Origin of the sequence: Chondromyces crocatus (assembly GCF_001189295.1) — a bacterium.
GTDB classification, from domain to species: Bacteria; Myxococcota_A; Polyangia; order Polyangiales; family Polyangiaceae; genus Chondromyces; species Chondromyces crocatus.
Window position 1 is genome coordinate 2,603,341 of record NZ_CP012159.1, and the last position, 22,484, is coordinate 2,625,824.

The following is a 22,484-nucleotide window of genomic DNA, read 5'->3' on the forward strand; positions in this document are numbered from 1 at the left end:
TGGTGCTATCGAGGCCCTGGAGCAGAAGTGATGAACGTGGAAGAGACGGTGGTCATCGTGGGGGCAGGGCAGGCTGGCGGCGAGGTGGCGACCTCGCTCCGGCAGCAAGGCTACGAGGGGCGCGTCGTGCTCGTGGGGGACGAGGCGCACCCGCCCTACCAGAGGCCACCTCTCTCGAAAGGGTTTCTGCTGGGCAAGGTGCAGCTCGCGCAGCTCTACCTGAAGCCCGAGGCGACGTACGAGCGGTTCAACATCGCGCTCAAGCTCGGGACGCGGGTGACGGCCGTCGAGCGGGAGGCGCGCGAGGTGGTGCTCCACGATGGGAGCCGGCTCGCCTACGACAAGCTGGTGCTCGCGACCGGAGGTAGGGCGCGGATGCTGGAGCTGCCGGGCGTGGACCCGTACAAGCTCGGGAACCTGTTCTACCTGCGGTCGATCCCCGATGTGGAGGGGATGCGGTCGCACTTCGTGGCGGGCAAGCACCTGGTGCTCATCGGGGCGGGGTATGTCGGGCTGGAGGTGGCCGCAGCGGCGGTGCAGCTCGGGGTGCAGGTGACGGTGATCGACGTGGCCCCGCGGGTGCTGTCGCGGGTGACGGGGCCCGAGGTGTCGGGGTTCATCGAGGGGGTGCACCGGGATCGCGGGGTGACGTTCCGGATGCCGGCAACGGTGAAGGGCGTGACGCTGGACGAGGCGGGTGAGGCGGTGCGCGAGGTGGTGGTGGAACAGGACGGGGTGGAGGAGCGGATCGCCGCCGACGTGGTGCTGGTGGGCATCGGGCTGGTGCCGAACACGGAGCTGGCCGAGGCAGCGGGGCTCGCGGTGGACGATGGGATCGTGGTGGACGCGCTGGCGCAGACGTCCGACCCGAGGGTGCTGGCGGTGGGGGACTGCGCGAACCAGCCGAGCGCGTACGCGGGGCGAAGGATCCGGCTGGAGTCGGTGCCGAACGCGATGGAGCACGCGCGGGTGGCCGCGGCGACGGTGCTCGGGAAGGCGGCGCCGACGCCGGCGGTGCCGTGGTTCTGGTCGGAGCAGTACGGGATGCGGTTGCAGCTCGTGGGGCTGTCGACGGGGTACGATCGGTGCGTGGTGCGCGGCTCGATGGAGAACCGGGCGTTCTCGGCGTTCTACCTGGCAGACGGGCACCTGATCGCGGCGGACGTGGTGGGGCGGCCGGCGGATTTCGTGGCGGCGAAGAAGCTGGTCGCGGCGAAGGCGGTGCTGGATCCGGCGGCACTCGCAGACGAGAACGTGGCGCTGGCGACGCTGGGATGACGACGGCATCGCCGGGGTGAGGGCGGCGACGATGGGGTGAGGGGCGTCGCTGCGTCGAGGTGACGGGGGGCGTCGATGCGCTCGGAAGGGGGCGTTGTCGCGTCGAGGTAACGGGCCACGTCGCGAGTGGAGATCGCAAGTTGGTGCTGCTGTTTCACCCAGCAGGGCATCTGTGAACGATGTCGCCGCTGTCGATAACCTGCGCGATATGTGACCCGCGCGTCATGGGCGTCTTTCCGACGGAGCATGGTCCCAGACCGTCCGGAATCGATGCTCAGCGTGGGCTTGGGTCGCGTGACGAGGGGGGGCTGGAGCAGGCGTCCGCTTTCGCTGCGCCGAGCAGGGCGGCGCCGATGACGCCTGCGGAGTCGCCGAGGGCGTTGCGGAGGATGGGGGTCGAAAGCTCGTCGTTGAAGACGTACCGGGCGACCCGCGCGCGGCCCTCGTCATAGAGGAGGTCGAGCTGGCTCACGCCTCCGCCGAGGACGACGGCGCTGGGGTCGAGGATGTCGATGAGGTTGGCGAGGCCGCGGCCGTAGGCGTCGAGGAAGGTGTCGAGGGCGGCCTGGGCGTGGGGGTCGTGGTCTCTGCGGGCGGCGATCTCGTCGAGGTGGCGTGCGGTGCCGGCACGCTGGGCGTAGTCGGCCTCGACGGCGGGGCCGCTGATGTACTGCTCCAGGCAGCCACGCTGGCCACAGTAGCAAGGGGCGCCGCGGTCGGCGTAGACGCCATGATGACCCCACTCGCCAGCGATGCCCTGGGGGCCTGGCCAGGGGCGGCCGTGGAGGACGAGGCCACCGCCGACGCCCGTACCCATGATGACGCCGAAGACGACGCCGTCGCGGTAGGGGGCGGCGGCGCCGAGGAAGGCCTCGGCGAGGGCGAAGCAGTTGGCGTCGTTGTCGAAGGCGGTGGGGCGACGGAGGCGGGCTTCGAGGTCGGTGCGGAAGGGGCGGCCGTTCAGGCAGACGGTGTTGGCGTTCTTGATCAGGCCAGCGCGGGTGATGCTCCCGGGCATGCCGACGCCGAGGGGTGTGTGGCGCAGGTCGAGGCCCAGCTCGGCAGCGAACGACTCGATGAGGGTGGCGGTCTCTTCGAGGACGGCGTCGTAGCCGCGCTCGCGGTGGGTGGGGATGCGGCGGCGGGCGACGACGTCGGGTACGGCGGTGCTCGCGCTGGAGGTGCTGCTCGCGGAGGCACTCGGGCCGGCGGGGTGGGGTCCGGAGGCGTGCAGCCGCGCATCGAGCTTCAGCGCTGCGATCTCGATCTTGGTGCCGCCGAGGTCGACGCCGATGGTGATCCCCCCCGTCATGCTCATCTCCCTTCGAGCGGTTTCAGGAACCGGACCATGATGCGCTTGGTCCCCCAGCCGGAGAAGGTGACGCTCGCGATGGGGTCGGGGCCGGGGTCGATGCTGTTCACGGTACCCAGGCCGAAGCGGTCGTGCTGGACGCGGGAGCCGCGGCGCAAGGAGATGGCCTCGCCGTCGCTCTCGACATCGGGCTCGCGTTCCACGAAGCGTTCGCCAGGGGCGGCGGTGGCTGACGGGGTCGGTGGGCGCACGGGGAGGTTACGGAGGGCGGCCGGGGGGCTGGCGCTGCCGGCGGAGCCCATGGCGCCTTGCTGGGGGTGACGCCAGGCGAGGCGGGGTCCGTCGTCGAAGCGTGCGCCTGCGGAGCGGTCGCGATCGCCACGGCCACCGCCGAAGCGGCCTGCACCTTGCGACATGCCGAAGCCGCCCGAGCCTTCGGGACGGCGGGCCATGAGCTGGCTCGCGGGGGTGAGCACGCCGCGGACCGCGGAAGCGGGCATGTCCTTGAGGAAGCGGCTCGGGGCGTTGTAGCGGGTCTGGCCGAAGATGGCGCGGCGGGAGGCGTGGGTGATCCAGAGCTTCTCGCGGGCGCGGGTGACGGCCACGTAGGCGAGGCGGCGCTCTTCTTCGACGTCGTCGTTGCGTGAGGGCTCCATGCTGCGGAAGGGGAAGAGATCTTCTTCCATGCCGGTGAGGAAGACGGCATGGAACTCCAGGCCCTTGGCGGCGTGGATGGTCATCATCGCGACCTTGGGGACGTCTTCCAGGGTGTCGGCGTCGGAGGTCAGGCTGACGCGCTCCAGGTAGCCGGTGAGGAGGGCGGGCTCGCCGGCGGCCTTCATCTCTTCCTCGTAGTCGAGGATGGACTGGAGCAGCTCGTGGAGGTTCTGGAGGCGCGCGTCGGCTTCGGCGTTGTCCTCTTCCTTGAGGAGCCGGGCGTAGCCGGTGCGCTCGAGGATCTCTTCGGCGAGCTGGCTCGGGGAGGCCTCGCGGGCCATCTCGCGCAGCTTTTCCATCATGTCGCGGAAGGCGAGGAGGTTCTTCCGGATCTGCGGGGTGACGCTGGGCTTGTTCCCGGTGTGGGCGTCCTGGATGGCGCCTTCGGCGAGGGGCTGGATGGCGTCGTAGAGGGAGACCTGGAGGTTGTCGGCGACCTGGATCAGCCGGTCGATGGTGGTCGCGCCGATCTTGCGGGGCGGGACGTTGATGATGCGGTGGAGGTCGACGTCCGTCCTCGGGTTGACCACGACGCGCAGGTACGAGAGCAGGTTCTTGATCTCGGCGCGTTCGAAGAAGCGGGTGCCGCCGATGATCTGGTAGGGGATGCGCTCGGAGCGGAGCACCTCTTCGAGGACGCGCGACTGGGCGTGGACACGGTAGAAGACGGCGATCTCGCGCGGAGAGACGCCCTGCTCGGTGAGCTCGCGGATGCGCGCGGCGACCCACGCCGCCTCGTCGTGCTCGCTGTCGGCGGCGACCACCTGGACTGGATCGCCAGGGCGGTTCGAGGTCCACAGCTCCTTGGGCTCGCGGTCCTTGGCGTGGCGGATGACACCGAGGGCGGCCTGGACGACGTTGCCGACCGAGCGGTAGTTCTGCTCCAGCTTGATGACGTTCGCCGTGGGGAAGTCACGGCGGAAGCCGCGGATGACGCGGACGTCGGCCCCGCGCCAGCGGTAGATGCTCTGGTCGTCGTCGCCGACCACGCACAGGTTGTCGTGCTTCTGGCAGAGGGCGCGGACGAGGCGGTACTGGACGTGGTTCACGTCCTGGAACTCGTCGACCAGCACGTAACGGAAGCGGCTCCGGAGGTCCTCGCCGGCGAGGCTCTCCGGGTCCTCGACGAGGCGGAGCACGGCGAGGAGGAGGTCGTCGAAGTCGACGGCGCTGGCCGTCTTGAGGTGACGCTCGTAGGCGCGGTAGCAGCGCGTCACCGCATCGTCGAAGTAGCTGTCGGAGTCGATGTCGTCGGGGCTGCGCCCCTCTTGCTTGTAGGCGTGGATGCGCGAGAGGACCTGGCGCGGCGGGTAGCGGCGGTCGTCGAGATCGAGCTCCTTGAGGACGCGGGCCACGACGGCGCGCTGGTCCGCGTCATCGTAGATGACGAAGCCACGATCCAGCCCCGCGGCCTCGTGGTGCTTCCGGAGCAAGCGGACGCAGACGGAATGGAACGTGCCCACCCAGAGGTCCCGGACGATCTCGGGGCCCACCAGGCGTTCGAGGCGGAGCTTCATCTCGCCGGCGGCCTTGTTGGTGAAGGTCACCGCAAGGATACGGTACGGCGGTACGTGATGGCCGGCGAGCAGGTTGGCGATGCGGTAGACGATGACCCGTGTCTTGCCGCTGCCCGCGCCCGCGAAGATGAGGAGCGGCCCGTCGACGTGTGTGACCGCGTCCGCCTGGGGGCCGTTCAGCTCTTCGTTCATCACCACGCGAGGATCCTGCGTGGTGTCTCCGTGCTCGTACTGCTCCGCCACGGGCTGTCGCTAGCACGGCCTGCGCTGCGAGGGGAGCGGGCTTGACGCGCCGTCGTCACCCGCACACATCCGAGGGAGACAATGCGCATTGCTCTGACCCACAACCTGAAGATCACTGGCTCTCCCGAGGAGGCAGAGTTCGATAGTCCGGAGACGATCAACGCGATCTCCGCGGCGCTCGAGCGGGCCGGGCACGAGGTGGAGCGCATCGAGGTGAGCGGGCCGGCGTCGCGTGTCATCGCGCGGCTCGAGGCGCTCCAGCCGGACCTGATCTTCAACACCGCCGAGGGGCACAAGGGCAAGACGCGCGAGGCGTTCTATCCGTCGCTGTTCGACGAGATGGGCATCCCGTACACCGGCTCCGACGCCTACGCGCACGCGATCGCGCTGGACAAAGCGCTGACGAAGCGGGTGCTGGCGTCGTACGCGGTGCCCACGCCGCGCGCCCGGCTGATCCGGCGCGCGAGCCTGGAGAGCGGCGCGCTCGACGATGTCGTGTTCCCGGTGATCGTGAAGCCGAACTTCGAGGGGTCGTCGAAGGGGATCTCCAGCGCCTGGAGCGTGTGCGAGGACGCGCACGAGCTGGCCGAGGTCATCGATCGGCTGCTGCCCCGCTTCGAGGCGGGGTTGCTCATCGAGCGCTACCTGCGCGGGTTCGACGTGGGCTGCTCCTTCGTGGATGGACTGGGAGAGGACGGCATTCTCGATCCGGTCGAGTACTGCATCGACCCTGCGGTGGCCGGTCCTTACAACGTCTACGACTACTACCTCAAGAACGCGCGCACCGAGCATGTCGCCTTCCGGATGGCGCAGCTTCCTTCCACGGTCGCGCAGAGAATTCGTGCGCTCACCGGCCGCATCGTGCGCGCCCTGGACCTGAAGGACCACGTCCGCTGCGAATTCCGGATCACGCCCTCGTCCCTGGGAGACCGGGATCACGAGGTGCATTTCTTGGAGGTGGACGGGCTGCCCTCGCTGGAGCCGGGGCAGCCGGTGTTCGTCTCCTCGTCGCAGAAGGGGGTCGACTTCGACGGGGTGATTCTGGCCGTGGTGCGCAGCGCTTGCCGGCGCCGTGGGCTCATGCACCTGCTGGACGGGGCGCCGCGCAAGTCCCCTCGCGGGGCGCTGCGGGTGGGCTTCGCCTACAACATGCGCCGGGCCGAGGCCGCGGAGACGGACGCGGAGGCCGAGTTCGACTCGCCGAAGACCATCCAGGCGATCGCCGAGGCCATCGAGAGCTACGGCCACACGGTGGTCCCTCTGGAGGCGACGCCAGACCTGCCCCGACGCATCGCAGACGCCTCGCCCGACGTGGTCTTCAACATCGCCGAGGGCATCCGGGGGCGCGGCCGTGAGGCCCAGGTGCCGGCGCTCTGCGAGCTGCTCGGCGTTCCCTACAGCGGCTCGGACGCGACGACGCTCTCGCTCTGCCTGGACAAGGGCCTCACCAAGCAGATCTTGCGGTCCGCCGGTATCGACACGGCGGAGTGGCAGGTGCTCTCGACCGGCCGCGAGAAGATGAAGGCGTTCCGTTACCCCGTCATCGTGAAGCCGAATGCCGAGGGGACGTCGAAGGGCATCACCTCGTCGTCGGTGGTGCACGACGAGGCCTCGGCGCGGACGGCGGCGCGGCAGCTCATCGAGCGGTACCACCAGCCCGCTTTGATCGAAGAGTACATCCCGGGCCGGGAGTTCACCGTGGGCTTGCTCGGCGAGCGACGCCCCAAGGTGCTGCCGCCCATGGAGGTGGTCTTCAATGGATCCCCTTCTCACCCCGTCTACGGCTTCGAAGAGAAGCTGCTGGGGGCCACGGCGGTGAGCTTCGAGTGCCCCGCGAAGCTTTCCGCGCCCGAACAGAAGCGCATCGAGAAGGTTGCACGTGATACCTTCATGGCGCTCGACTGTCGGGACGTGGCGCGCGTCGATCTGCGCATGACGAAGGACGGCAAGGTGTACGTGATCGAGATCAATCCGTTGCCAGGGCTGACGCCGGACTTCAGCGATCTGTGTACGATCGCGCGGGTCGCGGGCATGGATTTCCGATCGTTGATCGGAGAGATCATGTCCGGCTGCTTGAAGCGGCAGCGTGAGGGGCGTGAAGGTCGCGCGCCGGAGCCGAACGCGAAGCCTTCGACCCTCCCCGCAGCGCAGGTGGCGCAGGGGGGGCAGGTGAACGCAGTGCAGGGCGTCGACCGGTCTGCGACATCGGCAGCGCCAGCCGTGACACCCGCGGCGCTCGCCGTGACACCCGCGGCGCTCGCCGTGACACCTGCGGCGCCTGCCGTGATGGCGTCGCCCCCGGCGCCAACCATCGCCCCCGCGCCCAGCGCGCCGTCCGACAAACCCGCTGGAGGGCAGCCGCCGGGTCCTCGAGGAGTGAACGGCGCATGAGCGGGGGAACCCCGCGCAAGCCCCGGTTGCGTGAGCTGGGCGTCTCGATTGGCCGCTTCCCGGTCGGTCAGCACAACGCGATCACCGACGTCGACGGTGTGCGCGTGAACCACGTCACCCTCGTCGAGGGGAGCGGCAAGCTCGTCCCCGGGGTCGGGCCCGTGCGCACGGGGGTGACCGCGGTCATGCCGGCCCACGGCGATCCCTTCCTCGATCGCGTGTTCGCCGCGAGCTACGTGCTCAACGGGGCAGGGGAGGTGACGGGCCTGTCGCAGATCGAGGAGTGGGGTCTCTGCGAGACGCCGATCTTGCTCTGCAGCACACTGTGTGTGGGGCGGGTGGCCGACTCGACCGTCGCCTGGCTCTCGCAGCAGCACCCGATGATCGGCCAGGAATACGACGTGGTGATCCCCGTCGTGGCCGAGTGCGACGACAGCTACATGAACGACGCCGTGGGCCGCCACGTCACGCCGGCCGATGTGGCCGAGGCGCTCGACGGTGTGCGGGCCGGGCCGGTCGAGGAAGGATGCGTCGGGGCGGGGACCGGGATGCAGACCTTCCACTTCGCAGGCGGCATCGGCACCTCCAGCCGGATCATCGACCTCGCGGGCGTCTCGTACACGGTGGGCTCGCTCGTGCTCTCCAACTTCGGCGTGCGAGACTTGCTGCGCATCGACGGCGTTCCGATCGGGCGGATGATCGCCGACCGCTTCGCCCACGTCCCGCAGCGGGCCCCCGCCGGCTCGATCATCGTGCTGGTGGCGACCGACGTGCCGATGACCCACCGGCAGCTCGGCAGGCTGTCACGCCGCGCCGCCCTGGCGATCGGCAGGACCGGCGGCTATGCGGCGCACAACTCGGGCGAGATCATCCTCTCCTGGAGCACCGCCAACCGCATTCCCCGCCTTTCCGAGCACGGGCGCCACGTGGTCGAACTCATTCTCGACACCACGATCGACCCGCTCTACGAAGCGACGGTCGACGTCGTGGAGGAGGCCATCCTCAACGCCATCTGCGCCGGCGTCGACATGGTCGGTCACAGCGGCCATCGCGCTCCGGCGCTCCCCAGCGACCTCGTGGCGGAGCTGTTGCGGCGTCACCGCATTCCACATGCATCGGATCCTGGAAGATCCCACGGCGGGTCAGCTCAATAGAACTGGAAATCGTGGCGCTCTCGTGGCGCTCAGGGGCGCGGTGTGAGCAGGTTGCACATTGCGTGTGGGATCCCCTGAGGGGCGCTTACAGCTTCAATCGCCGATTGCAGCAGGACCTCTTCCGGATGCGATGGTTTCTTTGCCACGGACGAAGCTGCCTTCCATGTGGTCAGAGGAGCGCGCGTGGAAGCGAATGGCAGTGCTGAACTCACGCACGTGCGAGACGCTGGGATCGGGCTGTGTGCAGCCTTGACCGCGTCCGAATGCATCTCCTATATCCAGAACTGGGACGCTCTGCATCGACGTCTCATGCATTGACTTCGCTGGGAGACAGCTGGTGACTGGGGGGTGAGCCGGCTCGTGGGGACAAGTGCCAGCGACTTGGGGGGGGAGCTGGCACGGTGGAGAGTGCGCTGGTGACCGGGGGGTGAGCTGGCGTCTGGAGGGAATTCCGACGGAGGGGAGGGGCCGTCGGGGGATCGCGAGACCGGGCGAGGTGCGCGGGGTGCGCGCTGCCGGGTCGGGCGGGCGAGCTGCTGCCGGGACGGCGGACGCGAAGGTGCACGGCGGAGGTCGTGATGCGTGTACCGTGCCGTCAATGACTCAGAGCGAGCGAGAGATCCTGGTGACGGGTGCGACAGGCGCCCAGGGAGGCGCCGTGGTGCGCCACTTGTTGCAGCGTGGGTATCGTGTCCGCGCGCTGTGTCGTGACCCGCAGAAGCCTGCGGCGAAGGCGCTGTCCGAGGCTGGCGTGCGGGTGCTCCAGGGCGACTTCGACGATGCGGCGTCGCTCGCCGAGGCGACGCGCGGCGTGTACGGCGTCTTCGGTGTCCAGAATTTCTGGGACGGGTTCCCTGGGCCCTGCATCGGCCTCGAGCACGAGGTGCGGCAAGGGAAGGCGCTGCTCGACGCGGCGAAGGCTGCGGATGTCCGGCATTTCGTGCAGGCGTCGGCCGGTGGCGCGGCCGCGACGCCGTGCATCCCCAGCACCGAGTCCAAGCGCCGGATCGAGCTGCACGCGAAGGCCATCGGCATTCCGTGGACGTTCGTGCGTTCGGTGTTCTTCATGGACAACCTCGTCCATCCGGCCTGGGGCTTCATGCAGCCCATCCTGGAGGGGCGCCTGGAACTCTCGCTCGCGCCGGAGACGCGGTTGCAGGTGATCGCGGTCGACGACATCGGACACTTCGTGGGCATGGCCTTCGATCGTCCCCGGGAGTTCGTCGGCTCGGCCTTCGATCTCGCCGGTGACGAACTCTCCATGCTGGAGATGGCAGCGGTCTTCTCGCGGGTGATGGGGAAGGAGATCCGCTTCACCGGGAGTCTCGCGGGGCTCGAGCGGGTCAAGGCGTTCAGTGAGGAGCTGGCCTCGGTGTTCCGGTGGGCGCACGAAGTGGGCTTCGGCGCGTTCATTCCGGGGCTGCGGGCGCTCCACCCGGGGCTGTCGACGCTGGAGGCCTTCCTGCGCCGTGCCGGCTGGGAGGGCCGCGGTGGGCGTGCTTGACAGGCTGGTGCGGGTTTGGTTCGTACGGGCCTCATGAAACGCTGGATGCGTCTCAGTGGCCTCGCGTGGGCCCTCGCCTGCGGGCTCTCGGCGTGTACCGCCTCCTCCACGCACATGTCGGGGCCGTGCCCGCCCGAAGCGCAGCCGGCCCCCGGGGCGTCAGGAGCCATCGAGAATGCGGCCACCGCGAAAGGCGCCGCGGCGAGCGAGGGAACGGCGGACACCGCGGCCATCGAGGCGGAGCTGGAAGCCCTCCACCGGCGGCTGGTCGCAGCGTACGCCAGCAACGACGTGGCCACCCTGGAGCAGCTCGTCGCGCCCGACCACATCCACAACAATGTGTTCGGCATGCTCCAGGACAAGGAGGCGCTGCTCGGCGACATCCGCTCGGGGACGCTCAGGTTCCAGTCCTACGACATCACCTCGTCGCGCTGGTTCATCGAAGGTGACCTGGCGATCGTCACGGGGACGCTGAGCGCCGTCGCCGAGCGCGCTGGCAAGCCTGTCCCGGTCAAGGCGTTCCGGTTCACGCGGATCTTCCGGAAGCGCGATGGGGCGTGGCTGGAGTTTCTGTTCCACAACACCATGATCGTGACGCCCCCTGGAGCGCCACCTGCCCCTGGAGCCCGGTGATGCGAGCGGCTGGACGACGATGGATGCCCGGTCGAGGGGGTTCTTGGCGCGTCGCGAGCGCCGTGCAGCGTGGCGTGTCCGTGCTCGGCGTGTCCCTGCTCGGCGCAGCGCTGCTCTGGGGCTGCGGGGGAGGGAACGCGTCAGGGCCCCCGGTCAGCGCCGCCGAGTACCAGGGGAGCGAGGCGCTCAATCCGAAGCTGCCCGACGGGAGCGTGGTCTACCTGAGCTACGACGCGCACCATCCGGAGTGCTTCGTCTTCGTGGGCGACGCTCCTGTGGGAGGCACCGAGGCGAAGGGGGAGCGGAAGACGGAAGACGTCGCTTGTCCCGACGCGGCCCTGCCTTTGAAGGCCTGCCCTGCGGGGCTCGTGTACCGCTCGACGTCGCAGGCCGACTGCATCTGCGTCCCGGCGGGCGGCGACGAGGCCCACCGCATCACCTGCCCGCACTGATGCCCATCCCGGCGGGGGGGCACTTCCTCGTCGTGTCGGTCGGCCTTCTGGCGCTCACTCCTCCTCGGGGAGTCGGTACAGCGTCGAGACGACGACGAGCGCCCCCAGCAGCGCGGCCGCGCCTCCCAGGATCCATGTCCCTGACACCGGGCCCACCGCGGCCGTGATCGCAGCGTCCCCCTGGCTCGGCCAGAGCTTCAGCGCCCAGCCGAGGTACACGGCCAGCAGCAGCCACAGGTAGTTGCGCCGCAGCCGCACCGAGGCCGCCTGGATCAGCCCCAGCGGCGCGCGCGGCGTCCTCAAGCTCGTCCACAGCGCGTCCTGCCAGCCCTCCTGCGCGTCCTTGCCGAGCACCGCCCCGTAGAAGCCCGTCTCCAGAAGCCGCACGCGCATGCGGCTGAGCTCGTAGAAGCGGAAGCGGCGGGACTCCATCCAGAGAAAGATCAGATCGAGGAGCAGCACGAGCGGGAACACCCCGTGCGGCACCCGATCCTGCCCCAGCGCGAACGTGGTGAGCGCGGCCGAGGTGCCGACCGCCCAGTTCGTGGTGGTGTCCAGCCGCCCCCGGTAGGCCACCATCCGGCCCAGCTCGCCCCGGTAGAGGTGAGCCAGCGCCGTCGGGATGTCCTTGGGGTGGAGTTCCATGCCGTCGGGCATCTTCGTGTGGCCTCAGGCCCCGAAGGCATGCGGGTGGTCGAGGCCCAGCTGACGGCGCAGCACTGCGATCGCCACCCGCGGGTGAAACAGCGCGAGCGGCCCGGCGAGCATGTGCTGCACGCGGCAGAACCGCGCCGTCACCTCGGGGTCGTAGCCGCAGAGCCCATGCACGTGTCGAGCGTACCAGTTGAGCAGCGTCTGCGAGCGCGAGCGCTCTCCTTCGACCTCCGGGAACCGCAGATCCTCGCCGGTCGCGATGCGCCACGGCGCCTCGACCACCTCGGCGACGCGGGACTGGAATCGCCGCGTGAGCCCGCACAACTCTTCGCCCGGACGCGTGTGCCGCGCGCGGCGCTGCTCGTGCAGGCAGCGATCGAGCGTCAGCGCGGAGAGGGCGCCGGTGGTCATGCCCTGACCATAGACCGGGTTGATGCTGCAGAGCGCGTCGCCCAGCACCGCCAGCCCCTCGGGCAAGCGCGCCAGCCGGTCGTAACGTCGCCAGACATGGGACGGGAACCTGTGGCTGGCGATGTCGGTCAGCGGCTCGGCGCCGCGGATCGCCTGGTACAGCTCATCCGAGGCCAGCCCGCGCGCGAACTCCAGGAACCCGCGCTCGTCGGCGGGGGGATAGTCCTTGAGCAGGCCGATCAGCGTCACCATCCAGCGGCCCCCCTCGATGGGCGAGATGACGCCGGCGCGGTGGCCTGGCTCGGTGCCCAGCATGTACAGCGCCCTCCAGGAGCCTGGTGCTGGCTCGGGTCGCCGGTAGATGCGGCTCGCGTAGCCCACGTGGACCCGCACCGAGGCCTCCTCGGGCGCCGCGTAGCCGAGCGTCTCGAGCCAGGTCGGCATGCGGGAGCCACGCCCGCTCGTGTCGACCACCAGCTCGGCCGGGATCAGCTCGTCGGCGAGCCCCCCTTCGACCCGCACCCCGGTGATGCGCCGGCCTGACGGATCCGTCGCGAGACCGGTCGCGCGCAGCCCGTCGCGCAGGCGCACCCCGTCGAGCGCGAGCGCGCGTCGCCGGACCACCGCCTCCAGCAGCGCGCGGCTCTGGAACGAGCAGCGCAGCCCTCGGGGGAAACAGACCTTCCAGGTCCCGAACGACTGCCAGCGCATGTCCGTCCCGAAGTCGATGCGCTCGGCCCCGGCGGCGGCGAGCTCGTCGCCGACCCCCGGGAACAGCTCGCCCAGCACATCGAGCCCGCGTGCGAGGAGCACGTGGACATGCCGCGCCTGCGGCACGCCCTTGCGCGGCGCGGGTTCCGTGGAGATCACGTCGCGCTCGATGATCGTCACCCTCTCGAAGTGATCGGAGAGCACGCGCGCCGCGAGCAGCCCGGCCATGCTGCCGCCGATGACGACGGCATGCCGGCCCAGAAGAGGATCCTTGTTGCGGACAGATCGAGCCATGATCCAACCCCAGCGCACCCGGAGAGTCCGGGACGCAGGGCTTGGTATGACACACGCTCCGTGCCCTGCCGGTCGCGCTCGGCGAGCCGGGCGGAGTCACCCGGCGCGCGTGCTTTCGATGCCGGAGTCGGCGCCGCAGCTACGTCAGGCTCACCCCTAGCGCAGCCAGCGCGAGAACCACCCCGTGGAGCGCGACGCGTCCGTATTGTCGGGCATCGACTCGGGGCCTTCCAGCTCGTCCGCCAGACCACCCAGCTCCAGAGGCTCGTCGATCGAAGGGCTCTGGCTGCCGTGCGGCTCACCGAAGACGCTCAGGTTCAGGCTGATGACACCCGGGTCGATCCCCTCGCCGTCGCTCTCTTCCTTCGCCAGCGATTTGAACTCGAGCAGCGTCAGATCGATCATCTCGGCGATCTTCTGCGTCGGATCGATGTGGTGCGCTGGCGTTCCCATGGCGCTGCGCACGAGCCCGGCGACATCGTCCTCGTTGACGGGACGACCCATCCCGTAGAGCAAGCGAACGAGATCCCGCCCCAGCTCGCGCGCCGTACCGTAGCGCTGAGTAGGGTCCTTCGCGAGCGCCTTGCCGAGAAGCTGATCCAGCTCCGGGGGCACCTCCGGGTTGATCTTCGACAGGGGCGGTATCACGGCATCTCGCACCAGCCGCACGGTCGCGAAGTCGGTGTCGCCCTGGAACAGGCGGCGCCCCGCGAGCAGCTCCCACAGCATGATGCCGACGGCGAAAATATCGACCCGATGATCGACGCCCGACTCCAGCACCGTCTCAGGCGCGAGGTAGCCGAACTTCCCCTTGATGATGCCCGGGTCGCTCCGCGCGAGCTGGCTGGTCGCCTTGGCCAGCCCGAAATCCACGATTTTCACCTCACCATGCTTGGTGATCAGGATGTTCGCCGGCGTGATGTCACGGTGGACGATCTGGAGCGGCGTGCCATCCGGCGTGGAGACCTCATGCGCGTAAGCCAGCCCCTGACAGATCTTTGCGCAAATGAACGTCGCCACTTCGACGGGGATCGTCCGACCGATCTTCTTCCGGTGCTCGTTCACGTTCCGGAGATCGGCCCCGTCGACGTACTCCATGACGATGAAGTACGCGCCGTCGCCGACGCCGATGTCGAAGACGGAGACGACGTTCGAGTGCGAGAGCTGAGCCGACAGCCGCGCCTCGTCCAGGAACATCGCGACGAACTGGTCCTTCTTGCTCAGGTGAGGGAGCACGCGCTTGATCGCGACGCGCTTCTTGAACCCCTCGATCCCTGCGCTCTCGGCCACGAACACCTCGGCCATACCGCCCGAGGCAAGTCGCTTGATGACCCGGTATCGTTGCTGCTCCGCCATCTCGTGCGCCTGCTCTCCTGCGGCACTCCCGCGCCGCTGCTGCTCGACAGGCACAGTGTAGCGGTTCGGGTGGCGCGGGCGAAAGGCACACGGGCTCTTCTCCCCGGTCCGGCCTGGCATTCTCTGGCATGCCCGGAGAGTGGCATCGTGTGCTTTGTGATGTGAATGACTCTGTAAAATGGGTCCTCCAACGGACCCGGGGGGAGACCAGCCTCCTAGGAGGCCCGCGCGTAGGTCCGAGAGGTCTCTTCTCCCTCATCGGTCTCGGCGCGAAGAGGCCGAGCACGGAGGCAGAGCGCGATGGCCTGATCCAGGTGCTCGACCAGGTGAAACTGGAGCGAGCTGCGCACATCCACCGGCAGATCGTCGAGGTCCGCTTCGTTCTCCGCGGGGAGGATGATCTCGGGGATCCCTGCCCGGTGCGCGCCGAGCACCTTCTCCTTGATCCCGCCGATGGGCAGCACCGTCCCACGCAGGGTGATCTCGCCGGTCATGGCCACGTCGCTGCGCACCGGGCGCCCGGACAGCGCGCTCACCAGCGCGACCGCGATGGGCACGCCAGCCGAGGGCCCGTCCTTGGGGACTGCCCCCGCGGGGACGTGCAGGTGGACGTCATGCCCCTGGAGCCGACGCGCGGGGATGCCCAGCCCGCCCGCGTGCGCTCGTGCATAGGACAGGGCAGCGCGGCCGCTCTCTTTCATCACGTCGCCGAGCTGACCCGTGAGGATGAACTCGCCCTTCCCGGGCATCACCGTGGCCTCCACGTGCATGATGTCGCCGCCCATGGGCGTGTAGTACATCCCGGTCACCACCCCGGCGGCGTCGCGCAGGAGCCGCCGCTCCGGCCGCACCAGCGACCTGCCGAGCAGCTCCCGCACCGACAGGGCCGACAGGATCTCCGCCCGCTCGATCTCGTTCGTCGCGATCCGACGCGCAGCCTTGCGCGCCAGCGCCCCGATCGAGCGCTCGAGCTGTCGCACCCCCGCCTCGCGCGTGTACGACGTGATCAGCTCCCGCAGCGCCGGGTCGGCCACCGCGAGCTGACCCTCCCGCAGCCCGTTCTCGTCGAGCTGCCTCGGCAGCAGGTACCGGCGTGCGATCTCGTGCTTCTCCACCTCGGTGTAGCCAGCGAACGCGATCGTCTCCATCCGGTCGAACAGGGGCCCCGGGATGCCGTCGCGCAGGTTGGCCGTGCAGATGAACAGCACCTCCGACAGGTCGAAGGGCAGCCCCAGGTAGTGATCCACGAACCCATGGTTCTGCGCCGGGTCCAGCACCTCGAGCAGCGCCGAGGCCGGGTCGCCCTGGTACGAGACCCCCAGCTTGTCGATCTCGTCGAGCACCACGACGGGGTTCTTCGACCCCACCCGCTTCATCCCTTGCAGGATCCTCCCTGGCAGCGCGCCGACGTACGTGCGCCGGTGGCCGCGGATGTCCGCCTCGTCCCGCGCGCCACCGAGCGCCACGCGCACGTACTTGCGCCCGAGGGCGTGCGCGATCGACTCCGCGATCGACGTCTTGCCCGTACCAGGAGGGCCCAGGAAGAGCAGGATCGGCCCGCGCGAGATCGCCCGGCTCCGCGCATCGCCTTCGGGCGTCTGATCGGCCCGGAGCTTGCGCACCGCCAGGAACTCCAGCACCCGGTCCTTCACGTCCCCGAGCGCGTAGTGCTCCTCGTCCAGGATGCGCCGCGCCTCGTCCAGGTCCACGTGGTCCGGCGTGCGCTCGTTCCAGGGCAGGTCGGCCACCCACTCCAGCCAGCTCATGAGCTGCTGCGCCTCGGGGGACGTCTCGCGCCCCATGCGCTTCAGCCGGTTCAGCTCGCGGCGCACCTCGCGCGCCGTCTCCTCGGGCAGACCGGCTTTCTCCAGCTTCTGCTCCAGCCGCTCGGCACTGACCTCCTCGTCCGACTCGCCCAGCTCCTTCTGGATCGCCCGGAGCTGCTCGCGCAGGTACATCTCCCGCTGCCGCTCTCCCAGCTCCTCCTCGACGCTGGTCCGGATGCGCTCCTGCGCCTCTGCGATCTCGATCTGGTGGTGCAGGTGCTCGTTGAGGCGCTCCAGCCGCTGATCGTTCGAGAGGGTCTCCAGGAGCGCCTGCTTCTCGGCGGTCTCCAGGTCCAGGTAGAAGGCGACGTGGTTCACCAGCTCCTTGCCGTCATGGAGGGTGCTGACGAACTGCCTCAGCACGTCCTCCGGCGCGCCGCGCCGCCGACCGTAGACCACGGCCTGGTCGCGGACCTCCCGGGTGAGCGCCTCCTCGTTTGCGGCGGCGTCGATCATCGGGGGCAGGTCGGCCAGCTCGACCGTGACCGCCCGCATGACCCCGCTCACCTCGGTGTATTGCAGCGCGGTCGCCCGCGTCTCGCAGGACAGGATGATCTGGAGGCCCGCGCCGAAGCGCTGCACCTGGGTGATCCGCGCGACGACCCCCACGTGATAGAGGCCCTCCGTGGTCGGCTCCTCCGCGGCGTCGCGCTGGGCGACCGCGAAGAGCCGCTTCTCTTCGCCTTCGGCGCGGAGTGCGGCCTCCACGGCCCGCAGGGTCTTCAGGCGACCCACCGTGATCGGGGTGGCGATGCCGGGATACAGAACGGTGTCGCGCAAGGCGAGAACGGGGAGCGATCGGCGCTCGGGCATGCGCGAGGTATTTGCGAGGCCCGTGCCAGAAAACAGGGGCGCACGCGACACGTCCGAGGCTCTCTCGGGGCCACGCCCCAGACGCACGAAATCCCGGGAGGACGGCCTGTTCTGGTGGTAGGGTCGGCGGCTCCATGCGCGCAGACTCCTTTACTTTCCAGGCAGATGACGGCGCAGAACTCTTCGTGCGCCGCTGGGTCCCCGACGAGGGCATCGCCCGCCGTGGTGTGGTGCACATCGTCCATGGGATGGCCGAGCACGGTGGTCGCTATGCACGCTTCGCCGAGGCGCTGACCGCTGCGGGCTGGGTGGTGTATGCGGGTGACGTCCGTGGCCACGGCCGCACCGCGCGCACCGACGACGAGCTCGGAATCTTCGCGCCCGAGGGCGGCTTCCACCGGGTCGTCCGCGATCAGGAGCAGCTCCTCCGCCACGAGCAAGAGGAGAACCCTGGCCTGCCGCTGGTGATCTTCGGGCACAGCATGGGTTCCTTCATTGCTCAGCGCGCCCTCATGGAACGCAGCATCGACGTGCGGGGGGCTGTGCTCTCCGGTAGCAGCGGCAAGCCGAGCCCCCTCGCCCTGGTGGCCCAGACCATCGCCAAGCTCGAGCACAAGCGCCTCGGCTCGCGTGGCCGCAGCCCCCTCCTGCTCAAGATGATCTTCGGGACCTTCAACGCGGCGTTCAAGCCCAACCGCACGGGCTTCGACTGGCTCACCACGGTCGCCGCCGAGGTCGACACCTACGCGGCCGACAACCGCTGCGGTTTCACCCCAACGGCGAGCCTGTGGCTCGACGTGATGGGTGGCACGGACGAGATCACCCGACCGGAAATGCAGGCGCGGCTCCCCGCGGAACTCCCGATGTACCTGTTCGCCGGCAGCGAAGACCCCCTGAGCGACGGCGCCAAGGGCGTCCTCCAGCTCGCGCGGTCCCTCCGCAAGGCCGGCCTCCGGCACGTGGAGCTGCGCATCTACCCCGGGGGGCGCCACGAGATGCTCAACGAGGCGAACCATCCCGAGGTCACGCGCGAGATCCTGGCCTGGCTCGACGCCAAGGTGCCCGCCTCGCAGCCCCAGGTGAGCTGAGCGTCACCGCGTCTCGCCGAGCATCACCCCTCGTCGCCGAACGTCCAGGCAACCGTCTGGGCGGTGCTGGCATCAACAAAAGAAGAAGGCCGCCAGTGAACCCGGCGGCCTTGCACGCGTGGGCTGCTCGCGGCAGCCCCTCGGGGGATCAGGTCACGGCCTGCGCCTGCTCGATGGCGTCCTCGCGCCGATCGCGCTTGTTGCACTCCAGCACGCGCTTGCGCACCCGCACCGCCTCCGGCGTCACCTCGACCAGCTCGTCGGCGTCGATCCACTCCATCGCCGTCTCGATGGTCAGCACCTTCGGCGGCGCGAGCAGGACGTTCTCGTCCTTGCCGTGGTTGCGCACGTTGGAGAGCTTCTTCTCCTTGATCACGTTGCAGTCCGTGTCGTTGGCGCGGTTGTGCTCGCCCACGATCATCCCCTCGTAGACCTCCACGCCCGGCAAGAGGAAGAACTGCCCGCGCGGCTGCAGGTGGTGCAGCGCGTACGGCGTCGCCACGCCCATCCGGTCGGCGACGATCGCTCCCGTCGGCCGCCGCATCATCGGTCCGCCCCAGGGGGCCCACCCGTCGAACATGGTGTTCAAGAGCCCTGTCCCACGGGTCGAGGTCAGGAACTCGCCCCGGAAGCCGATCAGCCCCCGCGACGGCACCTTGAACTCCAGGCGCGCCCGGCCGAAGCCCGGGTTGGTCATCTTCACCATCCGGCCGCGCCGCGTGCTCAGCCGCTCGGTCACCACGCCGACGAAGGTCTCCGGCACGTCGACCACGACCAGCTCCACCGGCTCCATGGTCTCCCCGTTCACCTCGCGGGTGACCACCTCGGGGTTGGAGAGCTGCACCTCGTAGCCTTCGCGGCGCATCGTCTCCACCAGGATCGCGAGCTGCAGCTCGCCGCGCCCCAGCACGAGGAACGTGTCGGGCGACTCGGTGGGTTCCACCCGGATGGCCAGGTTGCGCATCGCCTCCCGCTCCAGCCGGTCCTTCAGGTGGCGGCTGGTCAGGAACTTCGACTGCTTGCTCTTCCCGGCGAACGGCGAGGTGTTCACCCCGATACGCATCTTGATCGTCGGCTCTTCCACCACGATCCGCGGCAGCGCCTCCGGTGCCGAGGCCACGGTGATCGTGTCACCGATCGTCGCCGCCTCCAGCCCCGCGACCGCCACCACCTCACCGGCCGACGCCTGGGTCACCGACACCCGCTTCAGCCCCTCGAAGGCGTAAAGCATCTTCACGTTGCCGCGCGTCTGCCCCGTCTCACCGAGGACCACGACCTCCTCCGAGGCCCGCACCGTCCCGCGCACCACCCGCCCCACGGCGAGTTTGCCGACGTAGTCGTCGTGCGCGGTGTTGCAGACGATGATCTGCAGCGGCCCTTCCGGATCGCCCGCGGGCGCCGGCACCTTCGCCAGGATGGTCTCGAACAGCGGCACGAGGTCCTTCGCCTCGTCCGTCAGCTCCTTCTTGGCCTGGCCCAGCTTGCCGATCGCGTACAGCGTCGGGAAGTCGAGCTGCGTGTCCGTCGCCTCCAGGTCGCAGAACAGATCGAATACCTCGGACAGCACCTCGTGGGGCCGCGCGTCGGAGCGATCGATCTTGTTCACCACGAGGAGCACCGGGAACCGCCGCTCCAGGCACTTCGACAGCACGAACCGCGTCTGAGGCAGCGGCCCCTCGGCCGCGTCCACCAGCAGGATGGCCCCGTCGGCCATCATCAGCGTGCGCTCCACCTCGCCGCCGAAGTCGGCGTGGCCTGGCGTGTCCACGATGTTGATCTTGACGCCTTTGTAGCGGACGCTCGTGTTCTTCGCGAGGATGGTGATCCCGCGTTCACGCTCGAGGTCGTTGGAGTCCATGACCCGCTCGACGAGCTCTTCATTTTCGCGGAAGGCGCCTGCCTGCCGGAGCATGTGATCGACGAGTGTGGTCTTACCGTGGTCGACGTGGGCCACGATGGCGATGTTGCGGAGCTGGTTCTGAGCCATACGGCGGGCATGCCCCTACCATGCTGTTTCGCTGAGCGCGAGGGGTGCGGCGGCCGACGATGGCCTCGAATGCCGATTCGCTGGTATGGGGGACCGCATGGACCTCGCGCTTCTCAAGGTGGTGGTCGAGCAGAAGATCCCCTTCAACCACTTCATGGGCGTCCAGGCCGTCTCGATCGAGCATGGCCGCGTCCGCCTGGAACTCCCCTTCCGAGAAGAGCTGCTCGGTGACTGGGTCCGCAAGGCGATCCACGGCGGCGTCATCAGCATGCTCGCCGACGTCGCGGGAGGCTTCGCCATCTGGTCGACCCTCGACGACCCCACCGCCCGGGTCTCCACCATCGACCTGCGCGTCGACTACCTGCGCCCCGGCAAGCCCGAGCGCCTCGTCGCCGAGGGCATCATCGTGCGCGTCGGCGGCCGCGTCGGCGTCTCCGACATTCGCCTCTTCCACCCCGACGCCGAGGACCAGCTCGTCGCCACCGGCAAGGGCGTCTACGCCATCAAGGTGCCAAAATCCCACTGAGAGTGAAGCGGCGCGCAGAGGCGCCACGGATGCTGCCGTGAGGCATCGCCCGTCGCGCGCTCACGCCGCCGCTTCGAGACGCTCCAGCCATCGGCTCAGGCAGCGCGTCGCCTTCCGAGGTGCGGCCCCTCGGCGATCTCCTCGATCATCTTCCGGTTGAACGCTGGCAGATCGTCCGGCTTCCGGCTGGTCACCAGCCCCATGTCCGTGACCACCTCCTCGTCCACCCAGTTCGCCCCCGCGTTGATCAGGTCCGTCTTGATCGACTCGTAGGACGTAAGCTTCTTCCCCTTCACCACGCCCGCATCGATCAGCGTCCACGGCCCGTGACAGATGGCCGCCACCGGCTTGCCCGCGTCGAAGAACGCCCGCACGAAGGCCACGGCCTCCCGGTTCGCCCGCAGGTGGTCCGGGTTCATCACCCCGCCGGGCAGCACCAGTGCGTCGAAGTCCTCGGCCCGCGCCTCGTCGAGCTGCACATCGACCGGGAACTCATCGCCCCACTCCGTGTGCTTCCAGCCCTTCACCTTGCCCTCTTGCGGCGACACGATCACCGGCTTCGCCCCCGCCTGCTCCAGCGCCTTCATCGGTTCGGTCAGCTCGACCTGCTCGAACCCATCGTCGACCAGCAGGGCCACCCGCTTGCCGTGAATGTCTCGCTTGTTCTCTCGCTGCATCGACTCGTACCTCCGCCCTGGCCGAGTGCAGCGCGCATGCCACTCCTCATCCTCTGGCGGGCTCGCGTCTCGTTGGCCGGCTCGGACCGGCGCTGCCGAGTGCTCTCACTCCCGACCGCTGCTGCGGCTTCCCCCGGCCGCGTCGAGCCGGCACGCGATCGCGAGCGACAGCGCCACTTCCTCCAGGGAGAGCACTTGCTGCTCGATCCCGCCTGGAGGCGCGCAGTCCACGATGTGCAGCGGCACCGTCCCCCCCTGCGCGACCTCCGCGAACGCGCGCACCCGCCGCACCCACCGCTCCGTCAGCGCCGCCCGGTGGGCCTCCGCCTCCTTCACCACCGGCCGCGGCACCTCGAAGCTCGCCCCCTTGCGCCCATCGTCCGTCGACGCCTTCTGAAGCTCCCGCGTCACCTGCGTGAGTGCCGCAAGCAGCCGAGCGCGCGCCCAGTAGTCGAGCGACGCGGCGAGCGGGACCTCGATCGTCCCGTCGACCGTCACCGACACCTCCCCCTTCTTGTCTCCCTCCGCCTTGCCCGGCGCGTACGGCGCCGACGCCACCCCACACATCCGCACCGTCGCCGCACCCCCCGTCGCCTCCTCGACCCGCTTCTCCACCTCGCTGACTGCCGCCTGCGCCGCCGCGACGGCCCGCTGCGCGTCCGCCGCCGTCTCGCGCAGTGCGAACCCCAGCTCCAGCGCATCCGGCCGCACCACCAGATCCGACTTCATCGCCCCCCGCTGCGGCACCGAAGGAGACGCCGCGATCGACGAGACACTCGCCCCGCTCGCGTAAGGCGACAGGGGAGGAGCCGAGGACGCCTCGTACGTGGTGGCCCCGGCACCACAGCCCGTTGCGGCCAGGGTGGAGAACGCGAGAACGAGCAGGGCAGCGCGCATGGCCGAGAGGCTACTCCCTCCGTGCCTTCGGGTCAGCCGCGCC

17 protein-coding genes are annotated in these 22,484 nt (G+C 69.4%); 8 read left to right on the forward strand and 9 right to left on the reverse strand.

Going from position 1 to position 22,484, the window contains the following annotated elements:
* Positions 1 to 30: 30 nt before the first annotated feature.
* Entirely contained in the window at positions 31 to 1,278 is a 1,248-nt protein-coding gene (locus CMC5_RS09670) for an NAD(P)/FAD-dependent oxidoreductase (RefSeq protein ID WP_050430124.1), read from the forward strand.
* 274 nt (positions 1,279 to 1,552) lie between these two features.
* On the opposite strand, the gene CMC5_RS09675 is transcribed toward CMC5_RS09670, so the two are convergent.
* Both CMC5_RS09675 and CMC5_RS09680 read right to left on the reverse strand, forming a co-directional pair.
* Positions 1,553 to 2,590: an ROK family protein gene (locus CMC5_RS09675; protein ID WP_050430125.1), complete on the reverse strand. Its 1,038-nt coding sequence runs from the start codon at positions 2,588 to 2,590 to the stop codon at positions 1,553 to 1,555.
* Between the two features lie 2 nt (positions 2,591 to 2,592).
* Positions 2,593 to 5,067, reverse strand: a complete 2,475-nt coding sequence (locus CMC5_RS09680; RefSeq protein ID WP_050430126.1) for an ATP-dependent helicase — start codon at positions 5,065 to 5,067, stop codon at positions 2,593 to 2,595.
* A gap of 81 nt (positions 5,068 to 5,148) precedes the next feature.
* Between CMC5_RS09680 and CMC5_RS09685 the strand changes: the two genes are divergently transcribed.
* The 5 genes from CMC5_RS09685 to CMC5_RS09705 all read left to right on the forward strand — a co-directional run bounded on the left by CMC5_RS09685 (position 5,149) and on the right by CMC5_RS09705 (position 11,201).
* Positions 5,149 to 7,458, forward strand: coding sequence for a D-alanine--D-alanine ligase family protein (locus CMC5_RS09685; protein ID WP_050430127.1), 2,310 nt, complete (start codon positions 5,149 to 5,151; stop codon positions 7,456 to 7,458).
* Complete coding sequence (locus CMC5_RS09690) at positions 7,455 to 8,612, forward strand: DmpA family aminopeptidase (RefSeq protein ID WP_050430128.1); 1,158 nt, start codon at positions 7,455 to 7,457, stop codon at positions 8,610 to 8,612. The genes CMC5_RS09685 and CMC5_RS09690 overlap by 4 nt, the downstream gene beginning before the upstream one ends.
* Before the next feature lie 598 nt (positions 8,613 to 9,210).
* Positions 9,211 to 10,116, forward strand: a complete 906-nt coding sequence (locus CMC5_RS09695; protein ID WP_050430129.1) for an NmrA/HSCARG family protein — start codon at positions 9,211 to 9,213, stop codon at positions 10,114 to 10,116.
* Between the two features lie 45 nt (positions 10,117 to 10,161).
* Complete coding sequence (locus CMC5_RS09700) at positions 10,162 to 10,749, forward strand: nuclear transport factor 2 family protein (protein ID WP_169796493.1); 588 nt, start codon at positions 10,162 to 10,164, stop codon at positions 10,747 to 10,749.
* Positions 10,750 to 10,823: 74 nt separating this feature from the next.
* Positions 10,824 to 11,201 carry a hypothetical protein gene (locus CMC5_RS09705; protein ID WP_156338397.1) on the forward strand — a complete coding sequence of 126 codons (378 nt, stop codon included), beginning with the start codon at positions 10,824 to 10,826 and terminating at the stop codon, positions 11,199 to 11,201.
* A gap of 54 nt (positions 11,202 to 11,255) precedes the next feature.
* On the opposite strand, the gene CMC5_RS09710 is transcribed toward CMC5_RS09705, so the two are convergent.
* From CMC5_RS09710 to lon, 4 genes are all read right to left on the reverse strand, one after another.
* Entirely contained in the window at positions 11,256 to 11,846 is a 591-nt protein-coding gene (locus CMC5_RS09710; RefSeq protein WP_169796494.1) for a DUF2270 domain-containing protein, read from the reverse strand.
* Positions 11,847 to 11,870: 24 nt separating this feature from the next.
* On the reverse strand, positions 11,871 to 13,271 hold the full coding sequence (locus CMC5_RS09715; RefSeq protein WP_050430133.1) for an FAD-dependent oxidoreductase: 1,401 nt from the start codon (positions 13,269 to 13,271) through the stop codon (positions 11,871 to 11,873).
* Positions 13,272 to 13,427: 156 nt separating this feature from the next.
* A complete protein-coding gene (locus CMC5_RS09720) occupies positions 13,428 to 14,627 on the reverse strand; it encodes a serine/threonine protein kinase (protein ID WP_169796495.1) in 1,200 nt (399 codons plus the stop codon).
* 215 nt (positions 14,628 to 14,842) lie between these two features.
* A complete protein-coding gene (lon, locus tag CMC5_RS09725; protein ID WP_050430135.1) occupies positions 14,843 to 17,266 on the reverse strand; it encodes an endopeptidase La in 2,424 nt (807 codons plus the stop codon).
* Positions 17,267 to 17,451: 185 nt separating this feature from the next.
* On the opposite strand from lon, the gene CMC5_RS09730 reads away from it, so the two are divergent.
* The gene (locus tag CMC5_RS09730; protein WP_245678383.1) at positions 17,452 to 18,354 is read left to right on the forward strand and encodes an alpha/beta fold hydrolase; all 903 of its coding nucleotides are present in this window, start codon (positions 17,452 to 17,454) and stop codon (positions 18,352 to 18,354) included.
* Positions 18,355 to 18,502: 148 nt separating this feature from the next.
* On the opposite strand, the gene typA is transcribed toward CMC5_RS09730, so the two are convergent.
* Entirely contained in the window at positions 18,503 to 20,341 is a 1,839-nt protein-coding gene (typA, locus tag CMC5_RS09735) for a translational GTPase TypA (protein WP_050430137.1), read from the reverse strand.
* Positions 20,342 to 20,438: 97 nt separating this feature from the next.
* On the opposite strand from typA, the gene CMC5_RS09740 reads away from it, so the two are divergent.
* Positions 20,439 to 20,867, forward strand: a complete 429-nt coding sequence (locus tag CMC5_RS09740) for a hotdog fold thioesterase (RefSeq protein WP_063796528.1) — start codon at positions 20,439 to 20,441, stop codon at positions 20,865 to 20,867.
* A gap of 95 nt (positions 20,868 to 20,962) precedes the next feature.
* On the opposite strand, the gene CMC5_RS09745 is transcribed toward CMC5_RS09740, so the two are convergent.
* On the reverse strand, positions 20,963 to 21,544 hold the full coding sequence (locus CMC5_RS09745) for a type 1 glutamine amidotransferase domain-containing protein (RefSeq protein ID WP_050430139.1): 582 nt from the start codon (positions 21,542 to 21,544) through the stop codon (positions 20,963 to 20,965).
* A gap of 105 nt (positions 21,545 to 21,649) precedes the next feature.
* The gene (locus CMC5_RS09750; RefSeq protein WP_050430140.1) at positions 21,650 to 22,441 is read right to left on the reverse strand and encodes a hypothetical protein; all 792 of its coding nucleotides are present in this window, start codon (positions 22,439 to 22,441) and stop codon (positions 21,650 to 21,652) included.
* Between the last annotated feature and the right edge of the window lie 43 nt (positions 22,442 to 22,484).